Source organism: Mycobacterium sp. Dal123C01 (assembly GCF_052566995.1).
Window position 1 is genome coordinate 5321893 of record NZ_CP199580.1, and the last position, 26300, is coordinate 5348192.

General features: G+C 67.3%; 25 protein-coding genes. 9 read left to right on the forward strand and 16 right to left on the reverse strand.

The window, feature by feature from the left end; genetic code table 11:
- Position 1: 1 nt before the first annotated feature.
- The 7 genes from ACTXG5_RS24840 to ACTXG5_RS24870 all read right to left on the reverse strand — a co-directional run bounded on the left by ACTXG5_RS24840 (position 2) and on the right by ACTXG5_RS24870 (position 8169).
- On the reverse strand, positions 2-2926 hold the full coding sequence (locus tag ACTXG5_RS24840; RefSeq protein ID WP_445161313.1) for an MMPL/RND family transporter: 2925 nt from the start codon (positions 2924-2926) through the stop codon (positions 2-4).
- Entirely contained in the window at positions 2923-3354 is a 432-nt protein-coding gene (locus ACTXG5_RS24845) for an MmpS family transport accessory protein (protein ID WP_445161314.1), read from the reverse strand. The genes ACTXG5_RS24840 and ACTXG5_RS24845 overlap by 4 nt, the downstream gene beginning before the upstream one ends.
- Positions 3355-3525: 171 nt before the next feature.
- A complete protein-coding gene (locus tag ACTXG5_RS24850) occupies positions 3526-4122 on the reverse strand; it encodes a TetR/AcrR family transcriptional regulator (RefSeq protein WP_445161315.1) in 597 nt (198 codons plus the stop codon).
- Positions 4123-4170: 48 nt separating this feature from the next.
- The gene (gene ligA, locus ACTXG5_RS24855; protein ID WP_445161316.1) at positions 4171-6255 is read right to left on the reverse strand and encodes an NAD-dependent DNA ligase LigA; all 2085 of its coding nucleotides are present in this window, start codon (positions 6253-6255) and stop codon (positions 4171-4173) included.
- 42 nt (positions 6256-6297) lie between these two features.
- Positions 6298-6627 (reverse strand): ArsR/SmtB family transcription factor, encoded by a 330-nt coding sequence (locus tag ACTXG5_RS24860; protein WP_445161317.1) that lies wholly within the window; start codon positions 6625-6627, stop codon positions 6298-6300.
- Positions 6624-7115: an SRPBCC family protein gene (locus tag ACTXG5_RS24865; protein ID WP_445161318.1), complete on the reverse strand. Its 492-nt coding sequence runs from the start codon at positions 7113-7115 to the stop codon at positions 6624-6626. Before ACTXG5_RS24865 ends, ACTXG5_RS24860 begins: the two co-directional genes overlap by 4 nt.
- Before the next feature lie 67 nt (positions 7116-7182).
- Positions 7183-8169 carry a methionine synthase gene (locus tag ACTXG5_RS24870; protein WP_445164581.1) on the reverse strand — a complete coding sequence of 329 codons (987 nt, stop codon included), beginning with the start codon at positions 8167-8169 and terminating at the stop codon, positions 7183-7185.
- 138 nt (positions 8170-8307) lie between these two features.
- Here ACTXG5_RS24870 and ACTXG5_RS24875 point away from each other — a divergent pair, with 138 nt between their 5' ends.
- The gene (locus tag ACTXG5_RS24875) at positions 8308-8949 is read left to right on the forward strand and encodes a sensor domain-containing protein (RefSeq protein WP_445161319.1); all 642 of its coding nucleotides are present in this window, start codon (positions 8308-8310) and stop codon (positions 8947-8949) included.
- Between the two features lie 110 nt (positions 8950-9059).
- Here the strand turns inward: ACTXG5_RS24875 and ACTXG5_RS24880 are convergent, their stop codons facing one another.
- The 7 genes from ACTXG5_RS24880 to ACTXG5_RS24910 form a co-directional block, all read right to left on the reverse strand.
- Positions 9060-9335: a DUF4190 domain-containing protein gene (locus ACTXG5_RS24880; protein ID WP_445161320.1), complete on the reverse strand. Its 276-nt coding sequence runs from the start codon at positions 9333-9335 to the stop codon at positions 9060-9062.
- A gap of 108 nt (positions 9336-9443) precedes the next feature.
- Positions 9444-10520, reverse strand: coding sequence for a tRNA 2-thiouridine(34) synthase MnmA (gene mnmA, locus ACTXG5_RS24885; RefSeq protein WP_445161321.1), 1077 nt, complete (start codon positions 10518-10520; stop codon positions 9444-9446).
- Positions 10517-11695: a cysteine desulfurase family protein gene (locus tag ACTXG5_RS24890; RefSeq protein ID WP_445161322.1), complete on the reverse strand. Its 1179-nt coding sequence runs from the start codon at positions 11693-11695 to the stop codon at positions 10517-10519. Before ACTXG5_RS24890 ends, mnmA begins: the two co-directional genes overlap by 4 nt.
- 34 nt (positions 11696-11729) lie before the next feature.
- Positions 11730-12560 (reverse strand): lysophospholipid acyltransferase family protein, encoded by an 831-nt coding sequence (locus tag ACTXG5_RS24895; protein WP_445161323.1) that lies wholly within the window; start codon positions 12558-12560, stop codon positions 11730-11732.
- Positions 12557-13405, reverse strand: a complete 849-nt coding sequence (locus tag ACTXG5_RS24900) for a GNAT family N-acetyltransferase (protein ID WP_445161324.1) — start codon at positions 13403-13405, stop codon at positions 12557-12559. Before ACTXG5_RS24900 ends, ACTXG5_RS24895 begins: the two co-directional genes overlap by 4 nt.
- Positions 13406-13633: 228 nt before the next feature.
- Positions 13634-14590 (reverse strand): electron transfer flavoprotein subunit alpha/FixB family protein, encoded by a 957-nt coding sequence (locus tag ACTXG5_RS24905; protein WP_445161325.1) that lies wholly within the window; start codon positions 14588-14590, stop codon positions 13634-13636.
- 53 nt (positions 14591-14643) lie between these two features.
- Positions 14644-15435 (reverse strand): electron transfer flavoprotein subunit beta/FixA family protein, encoded by a 792-nt coding sequence (locus ACTXG5_RS24910; RefSeq protein ID WP_445161326.1) that lies wholly within the window; start codon positions 15433-15435, stop codon positions 14644-14646.
- A 228-nt stretch (positions 15436-15663) separates the two neighbouring features.
- Between ACTXG5_RS24910 and ACTXG5_RS24915 the strand changes: the two genes are divergently transcribed.
- From ACTXG5_RS24915 to ACTXG5_RS24930, 4 genes are all read left to right on the forward strand, one after another.
- Positions 15664-16494 carry a class I SAM-dependent methyltransferase gene (locus ACTXG5_RS24915; RefSeq protein ID WP_445161327.1) on the forward strand — a complete coding sequence of 277 codons (831 nt, stop codon included), beginning with the start codon at positions 15664-15666 and terminating at the stop codon, positions 16492-16494.
- Positions 16491-18059, forward strand: a complete 1569-nt coding sequence (locus ACTXG5_RS24920) for a 1,4-alpha-glucan branching protein domain-containing protein (protein WP_445161328.1) — start codon at positions 16491-16493, stop codon at positions 18057-18059. Before ACTXG5_RS24915 ends, ACTXG5_RS24920 begins: the two co-directional genes overlap by 4 nt.
- Positions 18056-19312 (forward strand): glycosyltransferase family 4 protein, encoded by a 1257-nt coding sequence (locus ACTXG5_RS24925; RefSeq protein ID WP_445161329.1) that lies wholly within the window; start codon positions 18056-18058, stop codon positions 19310-19312. Before ACTXG5_RS24920 ends, ACTXG5_RS24925 begins: the two co-directional genes overlap by 4 nt.
- Positions 19313-19374: 62 nt before the next feature.
- Positions 19375-20733 carry a TIGR01777 family oxidoreductase gene (locus ACTXG5_RS24930; protein ID WP_445161330.1) on the forward strand — a complete coding sequence of 453 codons (1359 nt, stop codon included), beginning with the start codon at positions 19375-19377 and terminating at the stop codon, positions 20731-20733.
- Positions 20734-20753: 20 nt separating this feature from the next.
- Here ACTXG5_RS24930 and ACTXG5_RS24935 read toward each other — a convergent pair whose 3' ends face one another.
- Positions 20754-21263 carry a MarR family winged helix-turn-helix transcriptional regulator gene (locus ACTXG5_RS24935; RefSeq protein WP_445161331.1) on the reverse strand — a complete coding sequence of 170 codons (510 nt, stop codon included), beginning with the start codon at positions 21261-21263 and terminating at the stop codon, positions 20754-20756.
- Positions 21264-21334: 71 nt separating this feature from the next.
- Here ACTXG5_RS24935 and ACTXG5_RS24940 point away from each other — a divergent pair, with 71 nt between their 5' ends.
- The 4 genes from ACTXG5_RS24940 (at position 21335) to ACTXG5_RS24955 (ending at position 25947) form a co-directional block, all read left to right on the forward strand.
- Positions 21335-23440, forward strand: coding sequence for an MMPL family transporter (locus ACTXG5_RS24940; RefSeq protein ID WP_445164582.1), 2106 nt, complete (start codon positions 21335-21337; stop codon positions 23438-23440).
- Positions 23437-23925, forward strand: coding sequence for a TspO/MBR family protein (locus tag ACTXG5_RS24945; RefSeq protein ID WP_445161332.1), 489 nt, complete (start codon positions 23437-23439; stop codon positions 23923-23925). Before ACTXG5_RS24940 ends, ACTXG5_RS24945 begins: the two co-directional genes overlap by 4 nt.
- Positions 23925-25256: a cryptochrome/photolyase family protein gene (locus tag ACTXG5_RS24950; protein WP_445161333.1), complete on the forward strand. Its 1332-nt coding sequence runs from the start codon at positions 23925-23927 to the stop codon at positions 25254-25256. The genes ACTXG5_RS24945 and ACTXG5_RS24950 overlap by 1 nt, the downstream gene beginning before the upstream one ends.
- A gap of 142 nt (positions 25257-25398) precedes the next feature.
- Positions 25399-25947, forward strand: coding sequence for a DUF4333 domain-containing protein (locus ACTXG5_RS24955; RefSeq protein WP_445161334.1), 549 nt, complete (start codon positions 25399-25401; stop codon positions 25945-25947).
- 23 nt (positions 25948-25970) lie between these two features.
- Here ACTXG5_RS24955 and ACTXG5_RS24960 read toward each other — a convergent pair whose 3' ends face one another.
- Positions 25971-26279 (reverse strand): hypothetical protein, encoded by a 309-nt coding sequence (locus tag ACTXG5_RS24960; protein ID WP_445161335.1) that lies wholly within the window; start codon positions 26277-26279, stop codon positions 25971-25973.
- Between the last annotated feature and the right edge of the window lie 21 nt (positions 26280-26300).

A 26300-nucleotide genomic window follows, 5' to 3' on the forward strand; every position in this document is an offset into this window, starting at 1 on the left:
ATCAGTGCGACTGCGACTTCGATCCGGCCAGCACCGCGTCGTCGTCATCCCACAGCAGCAGCTGACGCACCGCCGGGCGCGGGCCGTAGGGCCGAAGCATGGTGCTGGCCGGACGCGGACGCACCAGTTGGGGCCACCAGAACCAGCGCCCGAGAAGCCTTGCGATAGACGGCGTCATGAATGAACGCACGATCAGCGTGTCGAACAACAAGCCAAGGCCGATCGTGGTCCCGATCTGACCGAGCACCAGGAAACCGCTGAACACAAAGGCGCACATGGTGACGGCGAAGACGATGCCGGCCGAGGTGACCACCGATCCGGAGCCGGCCATCGCCCGGATGATGCCGGTATTCAGCCCGGCGCCGATCTCCTCCTTGAACCTCGAGATCAACAGCAGGTTGTAGTCGGATCCCACCGCCAGCAGTAGGATCACCGCCAGTGCGAGCACGACCCAATACAATTGGATGCCGAACATGTACTGCCACACCAGAACTGACAGCCCGAACGAGGCACCCAGCGAGACGGCTACCGTGCCCACGATGACAACTGCCGCAATCAGGCTGCGCGTGATGATCATCATGATCAGCAGGATCAGGCTCAGCGCGGCGAATGCCACGATCAGCAGGTCGTACTTGGCGCCGTCCTGGATGTCCTTGTACGTCGCCGCCGTCCCGCCAAGATAGATCCCCGCGTCCGCCATCGGCGTACCCTTCAAGGCCTCATGCGCGGCCTTCGCAATCGGATCGATGTGTGAAATGCCTTGGGTCGTCGCGGGATCGCCCTCGTGGGTGACGATCATGCGAGCGGCCTTGCCGTCCGGCGAGAGGAACAGTTTCAGCCCGCGCATGAAGTCGGGGTTGTTGAACACCTCGGGCGGCAGATAAAAAGTGTCATCGTTCTTGGCCGCGTCAAAGGCCCGGCCCAGCGCCGTCGCGTTGTCGATCGCGGCAGCAGTCTGCGCGTAGATGCCCGACAGCGTGGCGTAGTTCGCCAGGGTCAGATCGCGATTGGTCTCCTGGCTTTGGATCTGGGGCGGTATCAACCCCACCAGCTTCGGTTGCAGCGCATCGAGTTTGTCCAGCGTCGCCGTGAGGTCTTCGAACTTTTCACTGAGCTGGTCGGTAGCGTCGAGAGCCTCGAAAGTGGACCGAAATGCGGCGCAGGCGGGGATGTCGTAGCAGTGCTTTTCCCAATAGAAATAGCTACGAATCGGCCGCAGGAAGTCATCGAGATTGGCGAGCTTGTCGCGCAGATCATTGATCGTGTTGATCGTGTCGTGAAAGCTTTGGGTCTCGCTGTGGGTGGCGTCGGCCAGTTGCTGCTGCAGGGCATACTGCTGCTTCAAAATGTTGATCGTCTTCGACAATTCGTTGGCTTGCTTGAGGGCGTCGTCGGCCCGATCCCGTTGATAGGGCAGGTTTTGCTGCTGCGCCGCGCTCTGATTGCTGACCACGAACGCGAGCGAGCTGTGGACGAGCGGGGTACCCAACGGCCTGGTGATGGTCTGCACCTGCGCGACCCCGGGCACGTGAAACACGGCCTTGGCCACCTTGTCCAGGATCAGCATGCTTTCCGGGTTACGCATGTCGTGATCCGTCTCGACCATCAGCAACTCGGGCTCCAGCCGGGCCCGCGAGAAGTGCCTCTCGGCGGCCGTGTAACCGACATTGGCCGGGGCGCTGGCCGGCATGTAGGGACGAGTGTCGTAACTGGTCTTGTATCCGGGCAAGGCGATCAGGCCCACCAGGGCCAGCGCGCATGCGGCCGCGAGAACGGCGCCGGGCCAACGGACGATCGCGGTGCCGATCCGCCGCCAGCCGCGGGTTCTCATCGCCCGCTTGGGGTCGAAGATGCCCGCCTTGGCTCCCAGCGTGAGGATCGCGGGCCCCAGTGTCAGGGCCGCGAAGAGCGCAATCAGCACCCCCAAAGCGGCCGGAATGCCCAGACTTTGGAAGTAGGGCAACCGGGTAAAGCTCAGACAGGCCACCGCGCCGGCCACCGTCAGCCCGGAGCCCAACACGATGTGGGTGGTGCCGTGATACATGGTGTAGAAGGCGTTTTCCCGGTCCTCACCGGTCCCGCGCGCTTCCTGGTAGCGGCCCGCGAAAAATATTGCGTAGTCCGTTCCGGCGGCGATCACCAACAGGGTCAGGATATTCGTCGCATACGTCGACAGCCCGATGATTCCGGCGTTACCCAGAAACGCGACAAGACCTCGGGCGGCGGACATTTCGATGAGGACCGTGGCGAGCACCAGCAGTGTGGTGAGCACCGATCGATAGACGAAGAACAACATCAACGCGATCATCCCGATGGTGATCGCGGTGACCTTCGCGGTCCCCTTGCTGCCGACATCGAACTGATCGGAGATCAGCGGCGCCGCGCCGGTCACGTAAACCTTGACTCCCGGTGGCGGCTTCATGTGCTCGACGATGTCGCGGACGGCGCCCACACCCTCGTTGGCCAATGCCGAGCCCTGATTACCGGCGAGGTTCACCTGAACGTAAGCGGCCTTGCCGTCGCCGCTCTGCGATCCCGCCGCGGTCAGGGTGTCGCCCCAGTAGTCCTGGACATGTTGGACGTGCTTTTTGTCCTGCTCGAGCTTGCGGACCATCTCGTCGTAGAAGCGGTGGGCGTCGGCGCCCAGCGGCTTGTCGCCTTCCAGCACGAGCATGGCCTGGCTGTCGGTGTCGAACTCATGGAACGCTTGGCCGATGCGCTTGATCGCCTTGAGCGACGGGGCATCCGGCGAGTTCAGCGCCACATTGTGGGTTTTCCCCACCTCTTCGAGCTGCGGCACCGCAATGTTCGTGAGGGCGGCCAGCGCCACCCAGAACAGCAGGATCGGTAGCGCAAACCGGCGGATGTTGCGCGGCACGAAGGGCCGCGTCTGCTGCTGGTTGGTTTCGTTGCTGTGGTTGCTCATCCCGACTTATCCAGACAGAAGGTGTAGGCGTCGACTTTGTTGACGGTGCGTTGGTCTTTGACTTCGCCGTTGATGGTGATCCGGCAACCGAGGGTGTCTCCGTCGCCTTGCGCCACGACGTTGGCGACGACCGCGGGCTCGGTGGTGGTGATCGTGAACGACCAGGGCAGCGGCGCGTTTTTGACTTGCTGCGGCTGGGCGTTGACGTCCAGGTAGTTGATGGTTGCCACCGCGCCCGGTGCACCGAAGACCTCGAGCACTACCTGCTTGGGGTTGAACGGGACGATCTCGTTGGACAGGCCGCCGTTGGCCGAGGTGTTGTTGTGCGAGCCGAAGATGCCGTGCAGGCGATAGATGCCGAATGCCGCGACTGCGACGACCATTACCGCGACCAAGACCATCCACCCCTGCCTGAGCACGGCGGACATTGAAATCGCCTTCACCCGTCGGCCTTTCGATGGTCGGGGCGTTCTCGATCACTCTATGACTACGACGGTTGTCTCGCGCGAGCGCGATCAACGGATCTCACAGTACGGTACTGGACCGTACTGGACAAGAGACGCGCCCGTACACATCGAACGGCGCATGATGCCTGGCTCTTACTTGTTGAATCGGGTGAGGCCGGGGATCAGGAACCCGTCGACGAGTGCCTGCACCGTGTCACGAGTGGGCGGGCGCCCGGGGATGATGGACCGGAAGATCAGGTAGCCGGGCAACAGATCCCAGAGCTCATCGGTGACGACGTCTTGGGCGATCTCGCCACGGTCGACGGCCTGTTGCAGCACATGCTGAATCATGGCCTTGCGTTGCTTGAGGAATTGCTCCTGTAGGGCGTCGTTGAGCGCTGGATGGCGCGACACCTCCATCATCACTGCGCGGACGGTGCTGGCGTGCTCGAGGCCATGCTGACCGCACGCCTCCCCCAGCTGGAGCAGATCCCCCCGCAGGGTGCCGGTATTGGGCATCACCGCCACCTGGCGGACGCCCTCGATGAAGGCGGCCAACACCAATTCGGCTTTCGACGGCCAGCGCCGGTACACCGTGGCTTTGCTGGCGTGCGCGGCGCTGGCGACCGCGTCGATCGTCAACTGGTCATAGCCGTGTTCCTGCAGCAACCGCAGGGTGACGGCCAGCAGTTCGGCCTCGCGCGCAGACCACGGCGAAGCCTCCGCGCACGGATCGGCCGTCTGGGTCATAGCGCCCACGATAGATCCACTAGGGCAGTACGGACCAGTACTGCCCTGCTAATCGGCCGTGGCGTCGGCGGCAGGGCCCTTTTCGAGCAGCCGGCGAAATCCGGCTTCGTCCAGGATCGGCACGCCCAGTTCCACGGCTTTGTCGTACTTCGAACCCGGCGAATCGCCGGCGACGACGTACGCGGTATTTTTCGACACCGCGCCGGCGGCCTTGCCGCCACGCGACACGATTGCCTCCTTGGCGTCGTCCCGGGAGAACCCGGGCAGCGAACCCGTGACCACGATGCTCAGCCCGGAAAGCGTGCGCGGCACGCTGACGTCGCGCTCGTCGGCCATCCGCACGCCGGCCGCTTGCCACTTGTCGACGATCGCGCGATGCCAGTCGACGGTGAACCACTCGGTGACCGCGGCGGCGATGGTCGGCCCGACACCCTCGACCGCGGCCAGCTGCTCGGTCGAGGCCGACGTGATCGCGTCGAGGCTGCCGAACTCGGTCGCCAGGGCGCGGGCGGCCGTCGGTCCGACATGCCGGATCGACAGCGCCACCAGCACCCGCCACAGTGGCTGGGCCTTGGCCTTGTCGAGGTTGGCCAGCAGCCGCTTACCGTTGGCCGACAGCGTGCCGGCCTTGGTGGTGAACAGCTCGGTGCGCAGCAGGTCGTCCTGGGTGAGGGTGAACAGGTCTCCCTCGTCGGTGATCACCGCAGCCGCCAGCAGGGCGGTGGCGGCCTCGTAGCCCAGGCCTTCGATGTCGAAGGCGCCGCGGCCGGCGACGTGAAATACCCTCTCCCGCAACTGCGCCGGGCAGGATCGGGAGTTGGGGCAGCGGATGTCGGCGTCGCCCTCCTTGGCCGGGGCCAGCAGGGTGGCGCACTCGGGACAGTGTGTGGGCATGACGAATTCGTGTTCGGTGCCGTCCCGCAGATCGGCGATCGGACCGAGCACCTCGGGAATCACGTCGCCGGCCTTGCGGATCACCACGGTGTCGCCGATCAGCACGCCCTTGCGCTTGACCTCGGCGGCGTTGTGCAGGGTGGCCATCCCGACCGTCGAGCCGGCGACCTTGACCGGAGTCAAGACCGCGTACGGCGTCACGCGTCCGGTCCGGCCGACGTTGACCCGGATGTCGAGCAGTTTGGTCTGCACTTCTTGGGGCGGATACTTGTACGCGATCGCCCAGCGCGGTGCTCGCGAGGTTGAGCCCAGCCGGCGCTGCAGAGTCACGTCGTCGATTTTGACGACGACACCGTCGATTTCGTGATCGACGTCGTGGCGGTGCTCGCCCCAGTAGGCGATCCGCTCCAACGCACCGGGGGCGTTGTCCACCCGGGTGGTGTGGGTGGAGACGGGCAGACCCCAGGCGCCCAGCGCGAGGTACGCGTCGTGCAGGCTGGCCGGCCGAAATCCTTCGGTGTGCCCCACCCCGTGGCAGATCATCCGGAGCTTGCGGCGAGCGGTCACCGCGGGATCCTTCTGCCGAAGTGACCCGGCGGCGCTGTTGCGCGGGTTGGCGAACGGTGTCTTGCCGTCTTCGACCAGCGCGGCGTTGAGGGCTTCGAAGTCGGCGAGCCGAAAGAACACCTCACCGCGCACCTCGAGGACATCGGGTATCGGAAAGCTGTCGCTGGCCGTCAGCCTTTCCGGGACATCGTCGATGGTGCGCGCGTTGTTCGTGACGTCCTCGCCGGTGCGCCCGTCGCCCCGGGTGGCCGCCCGGACCAGCCGACCCTTGCGGTAGACCAAGGCCAGCGCGACGCCGTCGATCTTGAGCTCACACAGAAAGGGCACGTCGTTACCGACCTCGGCGTGGATGCGTGCGGCCCACACGTCGAATTCCTCGGTGCTGAACACGTTGTCCAGGGACAGCATCCGTTCCAGGTGCTCGGCCGAGGTGAAATCGGTGGCGAAGCCCGCACCACCGACAAGTTGGGTGGGCGAATCGGGTGTGCGCAGCTCGGGATGCTGTTCCTCGAGCGCGGCAAGCCGGCGCAGCAGCTCGTCGAAATCCGCGTCGGAGATAGTCGGCGCATCTCGCACGTAGTAGCGGAACTGGTGTTCGCGCACCTCGTCGGCCAATTCACGCCAAAGACGGCGAGCCTCGGGCCCGACGGGGTCAGCTTCTGGCGAACTCACCTTGGCAGGCTATCGAAGAGCGCCGCACCGATCGCGAGGCGCTCAGTCCCCTCGTTCCACGAAAACCCGCAACCGGTCCTCCGCCGCGTCCCACCGGCGAGACAGCTGGATCAGATAGTCGCTGGCCCGCGCCAGAGGTTCGGTCTGCACCGTCCACACGCGTTCGCGACCGCGACGGTTGCTCGTGACCAGCCCGGCCGACTCCAGCAGCTGCAGGTGTTTGGTGGCCGCCTGCCGGGTGACCGGAATGACGTTGGTGACTTGCGATGTCGAGCTCGGACCCAGATCGCAGAGCCGGACGATGATGCGTAGCCGGTTGGGATCCCCGAGTGCATCGAAGAGTGGTGCGGTTACCGCGGTTTGGGCACTCATACCCGCGCGTCCTCGGTGTACCGGCGCACCATGTCGGTCTGGATTGCCCAGCCTTCTGAGTTGGCCTCGAACGAGGCGGAGCGCCGCGACGCCGGGATGGCGTCGAACCCGGATTCGGCGATGGTGAGCAGCACGCCGTCGGGGGCTTCGGTCAGGGTGAACTCGACGAGTGTGGTCGGCTCGGATTCGTAGTCGACATCGGGATCGATCGCGAATGGATGCCAGCGGTAGGCAAATCGCCGCTTGGGTTCGATCGCGACGATCTGCCAGGTGCTTTTCGCCCCGGTGTGCGCCTCCTGGCGCTTGGCGACCTCGTCGTCGACGGTGGTGGGAACGATCGCCGCACCGACCGCGGCGCCCGCCACGAAGGGGCCGTCGAACCGGACGCCGAACCAGCGCCCGAACTGCTCGGCATCACTGATGGCCCGCCAGACCCGGTCCAGTGGGGCACGCAACACCACGCGTTTCTCGATCCGATCCGTGTTCATAGGCAACCTCCTGGTTGCCTTTTAGCTCATCACGCGACGACAGCAAAAGCAACCAATTGGTTGCCTATCAGATGGAGTCGGGGTCCTGGGCGAACGCATCGGCGGCCTTGCGGGCCAGTTCGATCGCGGTGCGGGCCCACTGCGGCGTCGCCGCGGCGAGGCCACACGCCGGGGTGACACCGATGCGCTCGCGTAGCTCCAAGCGGCCGAATCCGAGTCGGTCGGTCACCGCGACCACTGCGGCGGCCACCTCTCGCACGGCGGGCGGGTGCTCCGGAGCGGTGGCCGCGACCACGCCCAGCATCACGGGGCGACCCGATTCGACGAACCCCGCGATCCCGTCCAAGTCCGCCGCCTTGAGCGTTCCGACGTCGACAGATATCGCGCTAATAGCACTGCGCTGCAACAGGTTCCACGGCAATCCTGGCGCGCAACTGTGCAGCAGCACCTCGGCGCCCACCGTCTCGGCGCAGGTGTCGAGCAGCGCGGCGGCCACCGACTCTTCGAGCGCCGCAACCGGACTCAGCGCGGTGACCCCGCTCAGCCGACCGCTCAATGCCGCCGGTAAGGACGGCTCGTCGAACTGCACCACCACCGGTGTGTCCAGCCGGCGCGACAACGCCGCACGGTGTGCGGCAACGCCTTCGGCCAGTGAGGCAGTCAGGTCTCGCAACGCGCCGGGATCGCTGATCGCCCGATGGCCGTTGGCCAGCTCGAGCCCGGCGGCCAGCGTGATCGGGCCGGGAGCCTGGACCTTGACCACCCGGCCGTTGCCGCGCAGACCGGCGATCTCCCAAGCTTCCTCCAGGGCGTCCATGTCCTCGTCGAGGAGGCTGACCGCCCTGCGCATCACCGCGCCGGGACGATCGGCGATCCGGTAACCGCGCGGCACGGTGTCGATCGCCACGTCGATCAGGAGCGCGCCGGCCCGCCCAAGCATGTCGGCGCCCACTCCCCTGGCGGGCAGCTCGACGATATGGGCCAGCGCCGCAGCCAACTCGCCGACGACAACCTCCGCCGACGGCCGCGCCGCGGTGCCGGGCCACGATCCCATGCCGCTGGCCTTCGGAAAGATATCCGCGAAAACACTCACCGGCCAACCGTATTCGACGTCACATCGCGCCCCGACGGCCAGGGGTGTTTGCCGCTGGCCAACGCGGCTACTCTCGGAGGTTTGGAGGGATGCAAAACGGTGTGGCGCAGAGCGAGATTCGCGTGGCCGCTGCTCATCTGCAGCGCGGTGGTGCTGACTGCGGCATGCACCCGGGTCGTAGGTGGTACGGCACTGCCGGGGTTTACCGGCGGCGCCAGGGGTGTCAACGGCGTCAACGTCGACACGATCCTGCTCGACCAGTCGCGGATGCAGGCGATTACCGGCGCCGGCGAGCACCTGTCGATCATCCCCTCGATGGACGGCACCAATCCGGTCGACATCGACACTCTGGCCGACACCACACCGCGGCCGTGTCGCTTCCTCTTCGCCGAGACCGCGACGTTCGGGCCCGATATCGAAGAGTTCCACAAGACCACGTTTCAGGACCCACCCGACGGCGCGCTGATCTCTGAGGGCGCCGCGGCCTATCGCGATGTCACCACCGCGCAGCACGCCTTCACCGCTCTGGTCTCGACCGTCACCGACTGCGCCGGCTCGGCCGGCCAGGTGTTCGTCGGCGACTGGAAGGCCGATACCAACTCGCTGCACCTGGGGCCCGGCGGCTGCGGCCGCGACTACCGGGTGCTGTCGGTGACCTTGGTGGAAGTCACGTTTTGCGGCTTCCCGCAATCGGTGTCCGACATCGTGATGACCAATATCGCCGCCAACGTACCGCGCTAGCGCGGCGGGCTCCGCGTTGGTGCGCAACAGCCGCCTGGCTCGTGTCTCGAGGGGTGCCAGGCGGCTGCGCGGCTTTCATGGAAGTGCTTTTACGGCAACGGCAATCGTCGTCACCAGTGCGCCGTGGTCGTCAACTCGAAATTCGGGTGGCCACATTCGATCCACATCGTGACGTGCAGGGCGGTGACGGCCGCCGAAACCACCAGGGCGGTGATTGCCAGCCCGAAACCCTGCTGCCCACGCTGTTTGACCTGCCAGATTCCGGCGAGGGCGAGGATGCTGCTCACGATCGGGCTGGCGTACATGCCCAGGATGCTCAGCACAAAAGCCGCAATGGCCAGGCCGTTGGTAGGCACCGCCGGTGCTCTGACCTGGTTTTCGCTCATCGTCGCTCGTTCCTTCCCGCGCTGGGGCCACCCGCTTGCCGAGATATATATTCACCGACAGCCCTTGGAGAATTCTTGGAACGCGGCGACGTCCGCCGGCGAGAAAGATCAGCGCGAAGTACTGGCGATGGTCGCGCTGCCGAGCACCTCGTCGCCCTCTGAATCCGGGCGGTACAGCACCACCGTCTGACCGCAGGCCACCCCGCGCAGCGGAGCGCACAATTGCACGACAAGCTCGTCGCCGGCCAATTCGGCCACCGCACTCACGGTTTCACCATGGGCCCGCACCTGTACCGCGCACTCGATCCGACCCTGGGGCGCGGTTCCCGCGGTGAAGACCGGAGCGCGGCCCGTCAGCGCATGCATTTCGAGGTCGGCGGCACTGCCCACGTGCACCGTCGCGGTATCGGCATCGATAGCCGTCACGTAGCGCGGGCGACCGTCCGGTCCCGGACCGGCGATGCCCAAACCCTTGCGCTGACCGATCGTGAAACCGTGCACCCCGTCGTGGGTAGCCAGCACCGCGCCGTCCGCACTGACCACGTTGCCCTGCCGAACGGCGATGCGCTCCCCGAGAAAAGCCTGGGTGTCCCCCGACGGGATGAAGCAGATGTCATGGCTGTCGGGCTTGTCGGCGACCGCCAGGCCGCGACGAGCCGCCTCCGCACGGATCTGCGGCTTGGGAGTGTCGCCAATCGGAAATGCGGAGTGGCGCAACTGCTCTGCGGTCAGCACGGCCAGCACGTAGGACTGATCCTTGTCCAGGTCGACGGCGCGGCGCAGCCGCCCTTGCGACAGCCGAGCATAGTGTCCGGTGACCACAGTGTCGAAACCCAATGCCAGGGCGCGCGCAGACAGGGCGGCGAACTTGATGCGCTGATTGCAACGGATGCACGGGTTGGGCGTCTCGCCGCGCGCGTAGGACGACACGAAATCGTCGATCACGTCTTCGGCGAACTTCTCCGCGAAATCCCAAACATAGAACGGGATTCCGAGCACATCGGCGACTCGGCGCGCATCCGAGGCGTCTTCTTTCGAGCAACAGCCACGCGAGCCGGTGCGCAGCGTGCCGGGCGCCGACGACAGCGCCAGGTGCACGCCGACCACGTCGTGCCCGGCATCGACCATGCGGGCGGCGGCGACCGACGAATCGACGCCACCGCTCATTGCGGCAAGAACCTTCATCCGGATGCTCCCGCAGCGGCCAGGGCAGCTCGCCTGGCCCGATCCACCGCACCGGGAAGTACTCGCAGCAACGCATCGACATCGGCGTCAACGCTGGTGTGCCCCAACGACAGACGCAGCGACCCCCGGGCAGTGGCGGGATCGTCGCCCATCGCGATCAGCACGTGCGAGGCTTGCGGGACGCCGGCGGTGCAGGCCGACCCGGTAGAACACTCGATTCCGTTGGCATCCAACAGCATCAATAGGGAATCGCCTTCGCAACCGCGAAAAGTGAAGTGGGCGTTGCCCGGAAGCCGCGGCTCGCTGGACCCGTTGAAACGGACGTCGTCGATCGCGGCCAGCACACCCTCGACCAGACGATCGCGCAACGCGCGCAGCCGTGCGGTGTTGGCCTCCAGGCCGTCGACCGCGAGCCGGACCGCGCTTGCCATTCCGACCGCACCAGCGACATCCGGTGTGCCGGAACGGATGTCACGCTCCTGTCCACCGCCGTGCAACAGCGGCACACACGTCACGTCACGGCGCAGCAGTAGGGCGCCCACGGCCGGCGGACCGCCGAACTTGTGCGCCGCAATGCTCATCGCCGAGAGCCCGCTGGCGGTGAAGTCGACGGGCAGCTGCCCGACCGCCTGAATGGCGTCGCTGTGCATCGGGACGCCGAACTCGGCGGCGACGGCCGCGAGTTCGGCGATCGGCATCACGGTGCCGACCTCGTTGTTGGCCCACATCACCGACACCAGCGCCACGTCGTCGTGGCTGCGCAGCGCATCCCGCAGCGCGTCCGCCGACACCGATCCGTCCGCGGCGGTGGGCAGCCAGGTCACCTGGGCACCTTCGTGCTCGACGAGCCAGTCCACCGAGTCCAGCACCGCGTGGTGCTCCACCGCACTGGTGATGATGCGGCGATGACTCGGATCGGCGTCGCGGCGGGCCCGGTAGATCCCCTTGACGGCCAGGTTGTCGCTCTCGGTGCCGCCCGCGGTGAAGATCACCTCCGAGGGGCGCGCGCCCAGCTTGTCCGCGATGAGCTCACGGGACTCCTCGATGCGGCGCCGCGCCGCCCGGCCGCTGGTGTGCAGCGACGAGGCATTGCCGACGGTGCCGAGCACAGCCGTCATCGCCTCGATGGCGACAGGGTGCATCGGGGTGGTGGCAGCGTGATCGAGGTAGACCATGACGCGCCCCAGGATACCGGGCCGGTCAGGAGCCCTAGGCCACCAGCACGTGGCGTTGACCTGGACGCTGCGACACTCCTACGCCGACCGCCGACTGGCAGCGGCGGGCCAGCGCCCGCCGATCGGTGCCCGGCAGCTGCAGAGATTCCACATGAACATGCGCCAGGGTGCGGCGCGCGGCCAGCAAGCGGCCCATCGCCCGCCACAAGGTGTCGTCACCGACGAAGGCCGGAGCGGTCGAGATGAGGCCGTCGACGTGGTGGTAGGTCAACCGGAGGGGCTGCACCGGGCGACCGGCATCGATCGCGGCCTGGAACATCGCCGGGTAGAACGACCCGCAGGCCACCCCGCACCACGTGGTGCCCTCGGGAAAGGCGACCACGGTCTGGCCCGCGCGCAGCCGATCCGCGACGGTATCCACCACCGCGGGCAGCCGCCGCAGGCTGGCCCGCTCGATCGGGATGATGTTGAGCAGGCGCACCGAGAGGGCGCCGAACATGTCAGCGCGGGCCACGAACGACCCGGGCAGCACCGAGCAGATGGCGAAGACGTCCAACCAGGACATGTGCGGACTGACCACCAGGACCCCACGCAGGTTCCGGATCGGAGCCCCCGACACGCTGATCCGGACACTGAAGAAGCGCAGCACCATGCGGCAGTAGAACCGCTTCACCCGCATCTGGCCGGGCAGTGGCATGAGCGCCAGCGGAACCCCCGGCGCCAACAACAGGGCCGCCACGACGCGAAGCGTTACCCGCAGCACCACCAGCCACCGCGGCGACGCGGGGCCGGCACCCACACAGCTGCTGTCGCACGTCGCGCGCGGCAGCCAGGCGTGATCGGTGGCGACTGCGGGAGCGGTCATCGCGCGCCGCCGGCCATCTCGGAGGCCGCCGATACCGACCGCAGTCTTCGCAGATATCGGGTATCGGCGTGGCGTTTGTCCAGCAGAACGCAGAAGTCGCCCACCCCGAAGTCCACGTCCAGGGCGGGCTCCCCGCAGGCTTTGGCACCCAGCCGCAGGTAGCCGCGCATCAGTGCCGGCACCGCGGGCCGCCGCGGCGGCGCAATCTCGTCGAGAGTCCGGCCGTCCACGACCACCGGCCGGTACGGGTACACCTGGTATTCCGGTGGTGCGACATGACGGCTCAGGACGAAGTCGCGGACACCCCGAAGCTGGCTGCCCGGCGCCTCGTCACCCGATTCGCTGCCGATCGGTACCGACACACACCCGGTGACGTAGTCGTAGCCGTAGCGGTCCAGGTAGGCCAGGATCCCCGCCCACATCAACAGCACGACGCCACCGTTGCGGTGGCCGTCGCGGACCACGGCGCGGCCCATCTCCACCAGCGACGGCCGCAGCGGATCGAGCGCGCGAAGGTCGAATTCCGTCGCGGTGTACAGGCCCCCGGCCGCGATGGCACCCGTCGGCGCCAGCATCCGGTAGCAGCCCACCAGCTCGCCGCTGTCGTCGTCGCGGACCAGCAAGTGGTCGCAGAATTCGTCGAAGCGGTCGACGTCCCGGTCGCCCGCACCGGCCGTCGGCAGCGCGAAGCCCGGGGTGCTGGTGAATACGTCGTACCGGAGCCGCTGTGCTGCCTCGACCAGGCTGGGGTCGGTGGACAGCAGCAGCGAATAGCGCGGCCCAGCCAAACTGGTCGCGGTTCCGACCGGCTTGTCACTCGGGATCAGGACAGAAGCAATGCTCATGCCAACAACGTGGCGTAATCGAGGAGCGAATCGGCATCGGTGCTGTGACGTGTTGGTGCACGTGAGATGACCAAATGTCGCGGAACGCGCCCTGGCTGGCGCGGATGCGACCTGCGTCACAGACCGTGCCGGCTCAGGCAGGCAGCGCTGGCGCGCGGCAGCAAAAGGCCGTGACGCAAAAAGCCCCCGACGCGACCTGCGCGCGGGGGCTTCTGCGTGACGCGAAGATCAGCCCTTGCGAGCCTTGATCGCGTCGGTCAGCTGAGGAGCCACCTTGAACAGGTCACCCACCACGCCGTAGTCGGCGATCTCGAAAATGGGTGCCTCTTCGTCCTTGTTGACCGCGACGATGGTCTTCGAGGTCTGCATGCCCGCCCGGTGCTGGATCGCACCGGAGATGCCCAGCGCGATGTAGAGCTGGGGCGAGACCGTCTTGCCGGTCTGGCCGACCTGGAACTGGCCCGGGTAGTAGCCGGAGTCGACGGCGGCACGCGAGGCCCCGACGGCCGCACCCAGCGAGTCCGCCAGCGCCTCGATCACGTTGAAGTTCTCCGCGCTGCCGACGCCGCGGCCACCGGAGACCACGATGGTGGCCTCGGTCAGCTCCGGGCGGTCACCGGCGACCGCGGGCTCGCGGGACGTGATTTTGGTGGCGTTCTCGGCGGGAGCCGGCACCTCGACGGTGACCTGCTCACCCGCGCCCGCGGACGGCTCCGCGTCGACCGCGCCGGCCCGCACGGTGATCACCGGGGTGTCGCCGTTGGCCTGCGCCTCGACGGTGAACGCGCCACCGAAGATGGAGTGGATGGCTTTGTTGCCCTCCTTGACCTCGACCACGTCGACCAGCAGACCGGAACCGAGCCGGGCCGCGAGCCGGCCGGCGATCTCTTTGCCGTCGGCGTTGGCGGCCAGCAAGACTGCGGCCGGGGAGTTCGATTCGACCAGCGAGGCCAGCACATCGACGACCGGGGTGACCAGGTACTTGTCGACGTCGTCGGATTCGGCGACGTAGATCTTGACGGCGCCGGCTTCCTTCAGTCCGTCGGCCAGCGGCGCGGCCGTGCCCGACGCACCGACGACGACCGCGGAGGGCTCGCCCAAAGCGCGTGCGGCGGTGATCAATTCGGCGGTGACCTTCTTCACCGCGCCTTCAGCGTGCTCGACGAGCACCAGTACTTCAGCCATGGGTTATATCGCTCTTCTCGTGTTTTGGGGGACCGTTTGAGGTTGGTGCGGTGTTAGACGATCTTCTGTCCGACCAGGTATTTGGCGATGTCGTTGCCGCCTTCACCTTCGTCGGTGACCTTCTCACCCGCGGTCTTGGGCGGCTTCGGTGTCGACTCCAGCACGGTCGACCCGGCATTGGCCAGACCGACCTCCTCGCCCTCGACGCCGATTTCGGCCAGGGTCAGCACCGTGACCTCTTTCTTCTTGGCGGCCATGATGCCCTTGAAGGACGGGAAGCGCGGCTCGTTGATCTTCTCGGTGACGCTGACCACCGCCGGCAGGGTTGCCTCCAGGGTGAACAGGCCGTCGTCGGTCTCCCGCTCGCCGGTGACCTTGTCGCCCTCGAGGGACAGCTTGCGCAGGTGGGTCAGCTGCGGCAGGCCCAGGTACTCGGCGATGATGGCCGGGACCGCACCGCCGGTGCCGTCGGTGGCCTCATTACCGGCGATGACCAGCTCGGTGCCCTCGATGGTGCCCAGCGCACGCGCCAGCGCCCATCCGGTCTGGACCACGTCCGAGCCGTGCAGGCCGTCGTCCTTGAGGTGCACGGCCTTGTCGGCCCCCATCGACAGCGCCTTGCGGATGGCCTCGGTAGCGCGTTCGGGGCCCGCGGTCAGCACGGTCACCGAGCCCTCTCCGCCTTCCCGCTCCCGGATTTGCAGGGCCTCTTCGACGGCGCGCTCGTTGATCTCGTCCAGCACCGCGTCGGCGGCCTCGCGGTCCAGCGTGTAATCGCCGTCGGTCAGCTTGCGCTCCGACCAGGTGTCTGGGACCTGCTTGATCAGGACCACAATGTTCGTCATGAGTGTGGTTCGTCCTCCTTGAAGGAGTCTCGCAGCCTTCAACCACGAGACTTTCAGTACGCGTTTAGCAGCGCACGGTCGTGTTACTACTGGGTAACTTTGTGCAGCCTGCCATCACACCATAGCGGGTCGTACTGCACGTTCTTGCGGCCTGTCTCTCCCTGCCAGCGGGGGGCTACCCCACTGGCGGTTCGCTAATCCGACACTTAGCGTTAGCCTCCCTATGCAATGAGCGCATTCGTCCCCGACGTTCCCCACGGCATCCCCGACGGCACCGCACCGGCGGTCTCACCAGGCACCCCAGCGGTGTTGACGCTGACGGGCGAGCGCACCATCCCTGACCTGGACATCGAGAACTACTGGTTCCGGCGCCACCAAGTGGTGTACCAGCGCCTGGCAACGCGCTGTGTGGGCCGTGACGTGCTCGAGGCCGGATGTGGCGAAGGTTACGGAGCCGATTTGCTCGCCGACACCGCCCGGCGGGTCGTCGCGGTCGATTACGACGAGTCGGCGGTGGCCCACGTGCGGAGCCGCTATCCCCGGGTAGAAGTCATGCAGGCCAACCTCGCCAAGCTGCCGCTGCCCGACGCGTCAATGGACGTCGTGGTGAATTTCCAGGTCATCGAGCACCTGTGGGACCAGGCCCAATTCGTCACGGAGTGCGCCCGGGTGCTGCGTCCTTCGGGGTTGCTGATGATGTCGACGCCCAACCGCGTCACCTTCTCCCCGGGCCGTGACACCCCGATCAACCCGTTTCACACGAGGGAACTGAACGCCGGCGAGTTGACCGAACTGCTGGTCGACGCGGGTTTCTCCCAGGTGTCGGTCAGCGGCGTGTTCCACGGCGCGCGCCTGCAAGAGATGGACGCCCGCCACGGCGGCTCGATCATCGACGCGCAGATCGCACTGGCGGTGGCCAGCGACGAGGGAGTGCCATGGCCGCCCGAGCTGGCGGCCGACGTCGCCGCCGTCACCACCGACGACTTCGACCTGGTGGCATCCGGCGACCGGGACATCGATGGCAGCCTGGATCTGATCGCGATCGCGGTACGGCCGTGAGCACATCCACCACCCCGGTACCCGGCATGTTCACGCTGGTGCTGCATACCCACCTGCCGTGGCTGGCCCATCATGGCCGCTGGCCGGTCGGCGAGGAATGGCTCTACCAGTCCTGGGCGGCGGCCTATCTGCCGTTGATGCGGGTGCTGCGCACGCTGGCCGACGAGGATCGTCACCGGCTGATCACCCTCGGCATCACGCCGGTGGTCAATGCCCAGCTCGACGACCCGTACTGCCTCGACGGCATGCATCACTGGCTGGCCAACTGGCGACTACGGGCGGCAGAGGCCGCCAGCGTGCGGTCGATTCCCAAATCGAAGTCGGCCGGCTACCTATCCTGCACTCCGGAAGCCTTGCGGGAGTTCGGGGTTCTTGAATGCGCGGAGGCGGATCGGGCGCTCGACGACTTCGCCACCCTGTGGCGGCACGGCGGCAGCCCACTGCTGCGCAGCCTGATCGACGCCGGGACGGTGGAGTTGCTCGGCGGCCCGCTGGCCCACCCGTTCCAGCCACTGCTGGCGCCGCGGCTGCGCGAGTTCGCGCTGCGCGAAGGCCTCGCCGACGCGCAGCTGCGGCTGGCACATCGCCCCGCCGGCATCTGGGCGCCCGAGTGCGCCTACGCCCCCGGGATGGAACATGACTACGCCGCCGCGGGGATCACCCACTTCATGGTCGACGGCCCATCGCTGCACGGCGACACCGCGCTGGGCCGGCCCGTCGGCGACAGCGACGTGGTGGCATTCGGACGGGACTTACAGGTCAGTTACCGGGTGTGGTCACCGAAATCCGGCTACCCCGGGCACGCCGCCTACCGTGACTTCCACACCTACGACCACCTGACCGGGCTCAAGCCGGCGCGGGTCACCGGCCGCAACGTGTCCTCGGAGGCCAAGGCGCCCTACGACCCGGAGCGCGCCGACCGCGCCGTCGACACCCACGTCGCCGACTTCGTCGACATGGTCCGGAACCGGCTGTACAGCGAGTCCGAGCGCATCGGGCGCCCGGCGCACGTCGTTGCCGCCTTCGACACCGAGCTGTTCGGCCACTGGTGGTACGAGGGCCCGACCTGGCTGGCGCGGGTGCTGCGGGCGTTGCCCGCCGCCGGTGTGCGGGTAGGCACCCTCAGCGACGCGCTCGCCGGCGGATTCGTCGGCGAGTCGGTCGCGCTGCCGCCCAGCTCGTGGGGTTCGGGCAAAGACTGGCAGGTGTGGGCCGGCGACAAGGTGGCCGACCTGGTCCAGCTCAACAACGAAGTCGTCGACACCGCGCTGAGCGCCGTCGACAAGGCACTGTCGCTGGACGGGCCCATCCCCCGTGATCGCGTCGCCGACCAGATCCTGCGCGAGACGCTGCTCACCGTGTCCAGTGACTGGCCGTTCATGGTCAGCAAGGACTCGGCCGCCGACTACGCCCGCTACCGTGCTCACCTACACGCACACGCCACTCGCGAGATCGCCGGAGCGTTGGCCTCGGGCCGTCGCGACACCGCGCAGCGGCTGGCCGAGGGGTGGAACCGCGCCGACGGCCTGTTCGGCGCCCTGGATGCCCGAAGGCTGCCCCGATGAAGATCCTGATGGTGTCGTGGGAATACCCGCCGGTCGTGATCGGCGGGCTCGGCCGCCACGTGCATCACCTGTCGACCGCGCTGGCCGCCGCCGGCCATGACGTGGTCGTGCTGTCCCGGCGTCCGTCGGGCACCGATCCCAGCACGCATCCATCGTCGGACGAGATCAGCGAGGGCGTCCGGGTGATCGCGGCCGCACAGGATCCGCACGAATTCGGCTTCGGCACCGACATGATGGCCTGGACTCTGGCCATGGGTCACGCGATGATCCGCGCCGGACTGCCTCCAAAGCTGCACGAGCAGAAACACGGCACCGACCGGTCCTGGCGTCCCGACGTGGTGCACGCGCACGATTGGCTGGTCGCCCACCCCGCCATTGCGCTCGCCCAATTCTACGACGTGCCAATGGTTTCCACGATTCACGCGACCGAGGCCGGCAGGCATTCGGGCTGGGTTTCCGGAGCGATCAGCCGCCAGGTGCACGCGGCCGAATCGTGGCTGGTGCGTGAATCCGATTCGCTGATCACATGTTCGGCGTCGATGAGTGACGAGATCACCGAGCTGTTCGGTCCCGGCCTGGCCGAAACAACCGTGATCCGCAACGGTATTGACGCGGCGCGCTGGCCGTTCGCGCCGCGGCGCCCACACACCGGGCCGGCCGAACTGCTCTACGTCGGGCGCCTGGAGTACGAAAAGGGCGTGCACGACCTGATCGCCGCGCTGCCGCGGATCAGGCGCACCAACCCGGGTACCACGTTGACCATCGCCGGTGATGGAACCCAGCAGGACTGGCTCGTCGAGCAGGCTCGTAAATACCGGGTACTCAAGGCAACTCGTTTCGTCGGGCACCTTCACCATGACGAACTGTTGGCGGCGCTGCACCGGGCCGACGCCGCGGTGTTCCCCAGCCATTACGAGCCGTTCGGCCTCGTCGCGCTGGAGGCCGCCGCGGCCGGCACTCCGCTGGTGACGTCCAATATCGGCGGCCTGGGCGAAGCGGTGATCAACGGGCAGACCGGAGTGTCGTGTGCGCCCCGCGACGTGGCGGGACTGGCGGCGGCGGTGCGCACCGCGCTCGACGATCCGGCCGCCGCCCAGCAGCGCGCTCGCGCCGCCCGCGAACGGCTCACCTCAGATTTCGACTGGCACACGGTGGCCGACCAGACCGCGCAGGTGTATGTGGCGGCCAAGCGCGGTGAGCGTCAGCCGCTGCCCCGCCTGCCCATCATCGAGCACGCTCTGCCCGACCGCTGAGCCGCACGCATTACCCCGATGCCCCGGCGCATGCCCGCGTGGTCATTGGGTAACCCTCGACAATGGGACTTGAGTATTCGAGCGTGGTCGACGCGCCGCGCGACGACGTGTTCGCCTGGTACGCACGACCAGGTGCCTTCGAGCGGCTATCGCCGCCGTGGGCGCCGATGCGGCTGGTGACTGAGGCCGGCTCCCTGAAGGACGGGCGAGCTGAACTCTCCCTGCCGGGCGGCCTGCGCTGGGTGGCCGAGCACCAGGCCGACTGCTACGACCCGCCGCGGCGCTTCGTCGACGCCATCGGCAGTGCCGGACTGGCCTCGCTGCCGGCCCGCATCGCCGTACGGTGGCGACACATCCACGAATTCGAGGACCTCGGCGACAACCGCACCCGGGTGATCGACCGCGTCCAAACACCGGTGCCCGGTGCCGCGCTGCGTCCGATGTTCATCTATCGGCACCGCCAACTGGGCGACGATCTGGCCGCGCACCGGCTGGCCGCCGAGCGGGGCCTGGCCCCGTCAACCGTCGCCATCACCGGGTCGTCGGGACTGGTCGGTTCGGCGGTGTCCGCGTTTTTGCGTACCGGCGGCCATCGCGTGATCCATCTGGTTCGCGGCACCGCACACGGTAGCGACGAACGCCAGTGGAATCCCGGGGACCCTGACCCGGATCTGTTGGCCGGGGTCGACGCGGTTATTCATCTGGCCGGCGCGTCGATTGCCGGCCGGTTTACCGACAAACATCGGAACGCGGTGCGCGACAGCCGTATTGGCCCGACCCGCCGATTAGCCGAACTGCTGGCAAACACCGCAGATCGCCCTGCGGTCCTGGTTTCGGCGTCGGCGGTCGGCTATTACGGATACGACCGCGGCGACGAGGCGCTCACCGAGGCAAGTGAGCGCGGCGACGGGTTTCTGGCTGACGTCGTCGAAGACTGGGAGAACGCGACCGCGCCGGCCACGCAGGCCGGGGTGCGAGTGGTGCGGGTGCGCACCGGCATCGTGCAGTCCCCCCGCGGCGGCACGCTGAAGCTGATGCGTCCGCTGTTCAGCGCCGGGTTGGGCGGCCGGCTCGGTGACGGCCGACAGTGGTTGTCCTGGATAGGGATTGACGATCTGGTCGACGTGTATCACCGGGCGCTGTGGGATACCACCCTGTCCGGTGCGGTGAATGCTGTTGCCCCACAACCGGTCCGTAACGCCGAATACACCCGCACCCTGGCCCACGTGCTGCGGCGGCCCGCGGTGCTGCCCGTTCCGTCACTGGGGCCCCGGCTATTGCTCGGCGCGCAGGGCGCCCGCGAATTGGCCTGCGCCAGCCAGCGTGTCATTGCCCAGCAGCTCAGCCAGGCCGGACACCGGTTTCGCCAACCCGACCTGGACGGCGCCTTGCGCCACCTGCTCGGGCGTAGCGCGCCGTGAACCGGCCCGGATGCCGCGAATCACGGCCGGGCAGTGCCCAATCCGCCCTGGAAGCGTTGCATCGCGGCGACCAGCGCGGCAAAGACCCGGTGTGCGGCCGCCAGATCGGCGTCGGGCAGGTCCTGCATTGCCTCGCGGGTGTGCACGCCCAGCGGGGTGAAGAACGACCGGGCCGTGTCGAGGCCGGGTTCGGCAAAACGCAGGATGACTTTGCGCCGGTCGCCGGGATGCGAGTCGCGCCAGATGTGGCCGGACTCGATCAGCCGGTCCACCAGATAGGTGATCGCGGCACCCGACAGACCCATCCGCTGGGACAGGTCGCCCGACGTCATCGGCCGCCCGCTGGTTTCGGCGACCATGATGTGCAGCAGGGCGCGGAAATCGGTGGCCCGCACATCGTGAGACGCCGCGAACAGTCGGCCGATCTGGTCGGATTCGGTTGACATCTCGCGCAGATCGGCCGACATCAGCGACTCCAAGGCCTCCCGGCCGGAGCGTTGCTCGTCAGCGTCCATACCCGTGCGCAGCATATCTTCATTTACTGGCCATTTCAGTTATTTAATGTTTAATTCACTGAATTGCTGGAAATGCTGAGGTCGTGATGTGGCAGCGTCTGTCCGCGGCCGTGACGGGCCGCCGCCCGTGGCGGCTCGGATTGGCCGCGGTCCTGCTGGGTATCGGCTTCATCGCATTGATCGGCGGGAACGCGGCAGCCGGCCAGGCGCCACTGTCGGTGCCGGTCGGCTCGGACTCCGCAAAGCTCGACGCCTTGGCCCGCCAATTCCCCGGGGGCGACCGGGTTCCCCTGCTTCTGGTGGTCAGCCGCGCCGACGGCGCGGCGCTGAACTCCGACGACGTTGCCGCGGCCCGTGCCGCCCGCGACCGGATGCAGGCCGTCGTTGCGCCCTTCGGAGCGGCTGACCGGCGACCACCCATGGTGTCGGCGGACGGCAAGGCGGCCATCGGCGGGGTGCCCATCCGCACCGATTTATCCGGAATGGTCCTTTCCGACGGCGTCACCGCACTACGCACCGCCGCCAACGCCGGCTTGGCCGCCGGTCTGCAGGCCCACATCACCGGCGGCCCGGCATTCGGCGCCGATATCGCCAACGCGTTCACCGACGCCAACATCACCTTGCTGGCGGTGACGGCATCGGTGGTGGCGCTGTTGCTGATCGCCACCTACCGCTCGCCGGTGCTGTGGCTGGCCCCGCTGCTCGTGATCGGATTCGCCGATCGGGTCGCGGCGGCGCTGGGCACCGCGGTGGCATCGCTGACCGGGTTGAGCTTCGACGGCGCGACCTCCGGCATCACCAGCGTGTTGGTGTTCGGGGCGGGCACCAACTACGCGCTGCTGCTGATTTCCCGCTACCGGCAAGAGCTTCGGAGCCACGCCGAGCACCGTGACGCGTTGCGCCGCGCGGTGCGCACGGCCGGGCCGGCCATTGTCGCCAGCAATGCCACCGTGGTGCTGGCGTTGCTCACCCTGCTCTTCGCGTCGACGCCCAGCACCCGCAGCCTCGGGGCGCTGGCCGCCTGCGGACTGGTCGTCGCCGCGGGATCGGTCTTTGTGGTGCTGCCGCCGCTGCTCGCATTGTGCGGCAGGCGACTGTTTTGGCCTCTCATCCCCCAGCCCGACGGCGCCGCGACCCTCGATTCCGGAGCCTGGCACCGGGTCGCCGAACGGGTGGCCCGTCGCCCCGCCGTGGTCGCGGCCGTCGCGATCGCGGTGCTGGCGGCCCTGGCCAGTGGCCTGCTCGGAACCCGAATCGGCTTGTCGCAGACCGAGCAGTTCCGGGTGCAGGCGGACTCAGTGTCCGGCTACGACGTGTTGGCCGCGCACTTTCCGGCCGGCCTGGCCAACCCCACGCTGGTCGTCGCCCCGACCGCCCGGGCGTCGCAGGTGCGGGCTGCGATCGTCGCTACCCCCGGTGTGGTCTCGGCGACCGAAGCGGGTCAGTCGACATCCGGCCTGACGAAGTGGTCGGTGGTGACCGAGTCCGCGCCGTCATCCGATCGGGCATTCGCAACCGTTGCGGGGCTGCGGAATTCGACGAAGTCCGCCGCCCCTGACGCGCTGGTCGGCGGACCCGATGCTGCGGCGCTCGACGTCCGTGACGCCGCCGCGCACGACCGGCTGATGTTGATCCCGGCGATCCTGGCCGTGATTCTGATTGTCCTGTACGCGCTCCTGCGCTCGGTGGCCGCGCCACCGATTCTGCTGACCGCAACGATCCTCGGTGCGCTGGCCGCGCTCGGCCTCGGCAGCTGGATCAGCCTGCACGCCTTCGGGTTTCCCGCCCTGGACAACAGCACCCCGCTCTTCGCGTTCCTGTTCCTGGCCGCTCTCGGCGTGGACTACACCATCTTTCTGGTCACCCGAGCGCGCGAGGAGGCGGCGCGGCACGGCGCCCGCGACGGCATGGTCCGCGCGGTGTCGGCCACCGGTGGCGTCATCACCAGCGCGGGAATCGTTTTGGCCGCCGTGTTCTACGTGCTGGGAGTATTACCGCTGATCGTGATGGCGCAGCTCGGCATCATCGTCGGCCTGGGCATCCTGCTCGACACCTTCGTGGTGCGCACGCTGGTCATCCCCGCGCTGTTCGCCTTGATCGGTCCGGACATCTGGTGGCCCACCGATCCCGCCAACGCTAACACTGTTGAGCAGCAAGATAATTCGATGCCACAGGAAAGGAGCTGGCTATGAAGCGCTCGACCCTGGCCGCGACGGCACTTGCCGTTGCCGTGGCCGCAGGCACCGGAAGCATCGCCAGCCCACGACGCGTGCCCGCCTGGTACTCGCGGCTGCGCAAACCCGCGTACCAGCCACCCGGTGCCGCCTTCCCCGTGGTGTGGACCGCTCTCTACGCCGACATCGCGACCACCTCCGCGGTGGCGCTGGACAAGCTCCGCGCGACGGGACAGCACGACAAGGCGCGTAGCTATGCCGCGGCATTGAGCATCAACCTGCTCCTCAACGCCGGATGGAGTTGGCTCTTCTTCCGTTTTCACAAGCTCGGGGCTTCGGTGCTCGGCGCAGCCGCACTCACGCTCAGCAGCGCCGACCTGGCCCGCCGGACGGCCGCGGCGGATCCACGCGCCGGCGTGGCGCTGTCGCCGTACCCGGTGTGGTGTGCCTTCGCTACCGTGCTGTCCACCCATATCTGGCGACTCAACCGCCACGCCCAATAGTGCCCGCGCTGTTGTGGTTTCGCCGCGACCTGCGACTGCGCGATCATCCCGCGCTGCTCGCCGCGGCCGACAGCGACGACGTGCTTGCCTGCTTTGTGGTCGATCCACGGCTCGAGCGGTCGTCGGGCCAGCGCCGCCTGCAATTTATGGGTGACACGCTGCGGCAACTGCGCGACGACCTCGATGGTCGGCTGTTGGTGACTCGTGGGCTCGCCGAAGAGCAGATTCCACGCATTGCCAAGAAGGTCGAGGCGACGTCGGTGCACATCTCGCAGGATTTCGCGCCGTACGGAAGGCGCCGCGACGAACGGGTACGCACGGCGCTGGGTGCGGTGCCTTTGGTGACGACGGGGTCGCCGTACCTGGTTTCGCCAGGCCGCGTCACCAAGGACGACGGCGAGCCCTACCGGGTATTCACACCGTTTCTCCGGAAGTGGCGTGCAGTGGGATGGCGGAAACCGGCGCAATCGAGTGCCGATTCCGCACGGTGGCTCGATCCCGCCCGCGTGGTCAAACAGTGCAAGATCCCCAACCCCGGAATCGCGCTTGGCCTCGATGCCGGTGAGGCGGCGGCACTTTCGCAATGGGAGGCTTTTGTCGACGGCGGGCTGAACCGCTACGCCCAAGACCGTGACCGGCCGGACCTCAAAGGCACCAGCCGGATGTCGGCGCACCTGAAGTTCGGCACCATCCACCCCCGAACCATGCTCGCCGCGATGAATTTGCGTACGGCAGGCGCGCAAACATACGTGCGGGAGTTGGCTTTTCGCGACTTCTACGCCGATGTGCTGCACCACTGGCCGGCCAGCACCTGGCGCAACTGGAACAGCGACTTCGACACCATCGTGACCGACACCGGCGCCGAAGCCAAACGCCGCTTCGAGGCCTGGAAGGCCGGCGAAACCGGGTTTCCGATCGTCGATGCCGGCATGCGTCAACTCCGCGAGACCGGCTTCATGCACAACCGGGTGCGAATGATCGTCGCGTCGTTTCTGGTCAAGGACCTGCATCTGCCGTGGCAGTGGGGTGCCGAATGGTTCCTGGACCAACTCACCGACGGTGACATGGCCAACAACCAGCACGGCTGGCAGTGGTGCGCCGGGTGCGGCACCGACGCCGCGCCTTACTTCCGGGTGTTCAACCCGATCACCCAAGGCGAAAAGTTCGATCCCGCTGGGGATTACATTCGGCGCTGGATTCCCGAGCTGACTACCGCGGACAACGTCCATCTAGGCAAAGGCGAACGGCCGCAAGGATATCCGAAACCGATCGTCGACCACGGCGCCGAGCGGGCCGAAGCCCTGCACCGCTATCAGGGCATAGGTTCCTAACCGGGCGACTCACCCGTGCCGGCACCGGCAACCCGACGTCGTTACGGGACACCGAAACAATCTTGTCGGATTCCCCTACCCGAAGCTGTTTGGCATGTAATTATCAGCCGATTCACAGTTGTCGAAGCGCCAGGGAGGCGATATGGCCCGCTCGATCGTTCGGACGTTGCTGGTTTCAGGTGCTGCCGCGGGCCTGATGGCCAGCGCCGGCGCCTGTTCGTGTTCGATAGGATCGTCGTCGCACGCGGTCGGCAAGAGCGATGTCGCCAGCCAGATCACCCAGAAGCTGACCGACGCCGCGGGCAACAAGCCCGACTCGGTCGACTGCCCCAATGACCTGCCCGCAAATGTGGGCGCGCAGCTGAACTGCTCGATGAAGGTCAAAGGGGCCACCTATAACGTCAACGTGACGGTGACCAGCGTCAACGGCACCGACGTCAAGTTCGACATGGTGGAAACAGTCGACAAGGACCAGGTCGCCAGCGCGATCAACGACAACGTCACGCAGCAGGTCGGGACCAAGCCCGAATCGGTGACGTGCCCCGACAACCTGAAGGGCGTGCAGGGCGCGACGCTGCGCTGCAAGCTCGTCACCGACGGCAAGACCTACGGGGTCACTGTGTCCGTCACCGGCGTCGACGCCGGCACCGTCGACTATCACTTCGTGGTCGACGACCAGCCGTCGTCATAGCCTGAGGACCTGCCCCCGAACGATCAATGACCAACCGCCGCAAAGTAACCCACGACGCCAAGCAGTTCGACCGCGGCGGACAGGGCTAACGTCGCGACAGCATGCGGCCAGGCCGCCCGTCGGCGAACCAGCCGGATGATCGTCCAAACGGACCCAATGAGCGTGACGGCGGCCGCCACCGTTATCGACGTCACGACCGACGTCGCGGCGTGTTCCGCGCTGCACCGCTCGGGGGGACAGTAGTCGGTGAAGGCCAGGAACATGACTTCCATGCCGGCGGCCACGGCCCAGCCGATGACGGCGAGGACTACCAGCACGATGGACAGCGCCACATCCCACCCGGGGCGCGCCGG